Origin of the sequence: Caballeronia sordidicola (genome assembly GCF_002220365.1) — a bacterium.
Taxonomy (GTDB): domain Bacteria; phylum Pseudomonadota; class Gammaproteobacteria; order Burkholderiales; family Burkholderiaceae; genus Caballeronia; species Caballeronia sordidicola_C.
Window position 1 is genome coordinate 1 of the sequence record NZ_MTHB01000249.1, and the last position, 3,108, is coordinate 3,108.

Below are 3,108 nucleotides of genomic sequence, written 5' to 3' on the forward strand. Positions count from 1 at the left end.
CGAAGCGTCTCGACATCGACCGCGCCATCCACTTTGACCATTGCACGGCCGATTCGAACTTCGATCGTGCCGCCCTGGGATGTCGCCTTCGCCTTATCCGGTTCGATCAACGCCTCTGGCGCAACCACGCTCGCTACGTCTGTCACCACGCTCACGGGAATGAGCCCGCCAACCTTGCCCTGCTGTTTAACCCTATGCTCTCGTCGCCATCTGAACAGCAGATTAGCGTTCAAGCCGTTCTCACGAGCAAGACTTGAAACCGAGACACCGGGCTCACAGGCCGCATCGACCATTCGGCGCCGAAACTCCGGACTATGATTCGGGCAGCCTTTACGACTGCCCGAGCGCGATTTTTCTAATGTCAAAGTGGTTCCCACCATTCAAGTAGTGGGAACCACTTTGGCGTCTCATGGTAGCGAGATCAAGTGCGGCCCTCGCGCGACGCTTACGTCGATCAGCGGCGCTCCATCGTGTAGCCCGACATAATCCGGAGGGGTAAATAGTAGCGCAGGATCTGCGCTTCGAGTTCAACTCCGATGGTCATGGGTCATTTCCTGTGCAGTGAGTAGTAGTACGAATGTCACGGAAGACCCGACGGCGCAGTGGCCCGAGGCGTACGAAGCCCGGACAGACGCAGTGGCAGAAGTGGCAATGCTCAGCCACAGGTGTGGCGCTGGTGGGTACTGCTGCTCTGGCAGCCGACGTCGTCGAAGTCGGTGCCAGTTACCGTCATTATTTAGTCGACCCTGGACAATTGGTTTTGTCGGCCGGTGGTGTAGTCGCTGGGGTCACATGTGAACGGCCGAGTTCAGCAGCAGGGCCAGCATAAAGGCGTAAAAAAACCGCAGCTTCCTGAGAATCATCCGCAGGTTGTGGCCGGCGCCGCACAGCACCGCGTGCATCGCATCGCCCAGTGCACCTTTGAGCCAGTTCCGATCGAGTTTGCCATCCGTCTTCATGTGCCCGATAGCCGGCTCGATCGCGCTGCGCCGTCGAATCATCGCCCGTAGTCCACGCGTGATGCCACGCCTCAAACCAGGGTGATAGATCTTCACGCCATCGATCGCGACGCCCTTGTAGCCCCGATCCACAATCGCCACTTCCGGGCTCACATCACTCAAGATTGCCGCCTGCTCCAACGCCTCAGCCAGCGTATGACCATCGTATGGATTGCCCGACATTGAGCGAGCGCCAACGACCAACCCTTCCTTGTGAGTCGTCGTGATGGACACCTTCACGCCAAATTCATATGGTGTGCGAATCTTACCTTTGGCCAGACACTCGACTTCCGGTGCATGCAGCGCATAAAGCTTGTTCTTATCCTTGGGCTTCTGCGCCAGAATCCGCTTCGTACGGGCAATGAGTCCCAGCAGCGCCACGCGACCCGAGTCCGACGCTCGGTCGACTTGCCGTTGGACATCGCGCATCACCCGGCCCACACGCGAGCGCAGCGTACGCAAGCTCTTTCTCATGCGCTTGTACTGCTTGGCGTGCGCGTAGCGGCCAATCTGCACGGCCAGGCGCGGCGCCTCGCGGTTGTAGTTCTGTCTGAGCTTGAGTCCATGGCGCGCAGCGGCTTTGACCAGATGTTCACAACACCGCTCCAGCAAGCGTGAATCGGTTGGATGGGCAATTGCTTTGGGCATGACCGTCGTGTCGACGATCACGCGCTTCACGCTCGACGCCTTGATCACGCCGGCACGTTTAGCGGCCTCAATCGTCGCCGCCAAAAACTCTTCGACGCCCGCTTCACCGAGGCGTTTGCGCCAGCGTGTCAGGCTCGAAGGATCAATCGGCGGCTCGGTTTGCAGGAACGTCTCGCCAGTGAAGACCTGCCAATAAGGGTTCTCGACCCATTGCCAAACGACCTCCTCATCAGACAGGTCAAATGTGTGTTGCAGATAAAGCAGGCCCGCGATCAGGCGCGGTGATGTCGCTGGTCGTCCGGCACCAGACACGAAGCTCTCGCTCATCGCGGCGCCCAGGTGCTCCCAATCGATTAAGCCAGCCAAGCGCACCAGAGGATGCCTCAAATTGATCTGCTCAAGCAGCGGTTGGCGGAAAAAATCTCGCTCTGTCACACGTGCTTTCGGACCCATTCGAACCTCGTCAGAATTTGCAGGGTTTCGAACGTTAATATGCCCATATCCTGCAATTCCAGCAATCCGGTTTCGCCCTTAAACGCTTGCCAGTAAAGGATTTGACGATTGTTCAGGGCGGACTATTTACCAGTACATTGAGTTGGGGATGCTCCGCGATGACCTGCTGAACGAACGCCTAGACCTTGGCCGCCACAGTCACGTCAAGGACGTAGGCGGCCATCCACTCGCGACCAGCAATTGCTTCGTTCAGCACCCGCTGACGAAGTCCAGTGATGATGACGTGGTTTCCCGCATCATGCCATCGATGTACCAAGGCTTGCCGGCTGCCGGCATCCCCTTGTTTTAGTCGCGGAATTGGCATCAGAACATATGCACGATTCCAAATTGACCGCCAAAGACATCGCCGCCAGGTTCCGGAACATTTTGAGGAATCGGTGCTGAGCCATGGAGAAAGAATGCTGCGCCGTTGCGGTTGCTAATGTGAGTCGCCACAGCGTAAAGCGTGGTACGTTTCGAAAGATCATGCTGATAAAGTAAGCTCCCTTCCAATGCCCAAGGTTTCGCTACACTGCTCCCTTTCGAGTACATCACGCCCGTACCTACTCTGTCGAATGACGTCAACCGATAAAAGCCCGATATCGAATATATACTGTAATAAAGTCCGCGTTGGGTTGTTGTCGTGGGCGTGGTTCAAAATCCGTGTTTTTTGCGTTACACAGACGAGCTGATTCGTCCTGCGTTTTCAAGCAGGATTAATATGGAATGCAAATCTGTTTGAGGTCCGCGACCTCACACGATCAAGTTTGCCGAGGCTGAAGCGGACCGAGTCCGAGTAGTGTCAGCCAGTGCGGATGGTCCTGGCCGGTCATCGCTTCACGCGGACTTTTGCCGCGCCGCTCGCTGCACCGGCTGCGCATGAAGCGACGGTGATTGAAGAAGAACTGCAGCAGGCCCAGCCAGGCGCGGCTACCGTTCAGATGGCGCCGCAGCGTCAGGCAGTTGCGCA

General features: G+C 57.2%; 4 protein-coding genes. 1 reads left to right on the forward strand and 3 read right to left on the reverse strand.

Features of this window, described 5'->3' with window-relative positions; all coding sequences use genetic code 11:
* Both tnpA and BSU04_RS35215 read right to left on the reverse strand, forming a co-directional pair.
* A partial coding sequence (gene tnpA, locus BSU04_RS49205) for an IS66-like element accessory protein TnpA (protein ID WP_441300058.1) occupies positions 1-380 on the reverse strand: 380 nt, incomplete at its 3' end.
* 408 nt (positions 381-788) lie between these two features.
* Positions 789-2,099: an IS5 family transposase gene (locus BSU04_RS35215; RefSeq protein ID WP_089164874.1), complete on the reverse strand. Its 1,311-nt coding sequence runs from the start codon at positions 2,097-2,099 to the stop codon at positions 789-791.
* 148 nt (positions 2,100-2,247) lie between these two features.
* Between BSU04_RS35215 and BSU04_RS35220 the strand changes: the two genes are divergently transcribed.
* Entirely contained in the window at positions 2,248-2,448 is a 201-nt protein-coding gene (locus BSU04_RS35220; protein WP_089164875.1) for a hypothetical protein, read from the forward strand.
* Positions 2,449-2,899: 451 nt separating this feature from the next.
* On the opposite strand, the gene BSU04_RS46815 is transcribed toward BSU04_RS35220, so the two are convergent.
* Positions 2,900-3,108, reverse strand: a 209-nt coding sequence (locus tag BSU04_RS46815; RefSeq protein ID WP_218827390.1) for a hypothetical protein, incomplete at its 5' end; no start/stop codon positions are given.

Coding starts and splice junctions, on each gene's coding strand:
- BSU04_RS35220 (WP_089164875.1), top strand. CDS start 2,248: ATGCTCCGCGATGACCTGCTGAACGAACGCCTAGACCTTGGCCGCCAC.
- BSU04_RS35215 (WP_089164874.1), bottom strand. CDS start 2,099: ATGGGTCCGAAAGCACGTGTGACAGAGCGAGATTTTTTCCGCCAACCG.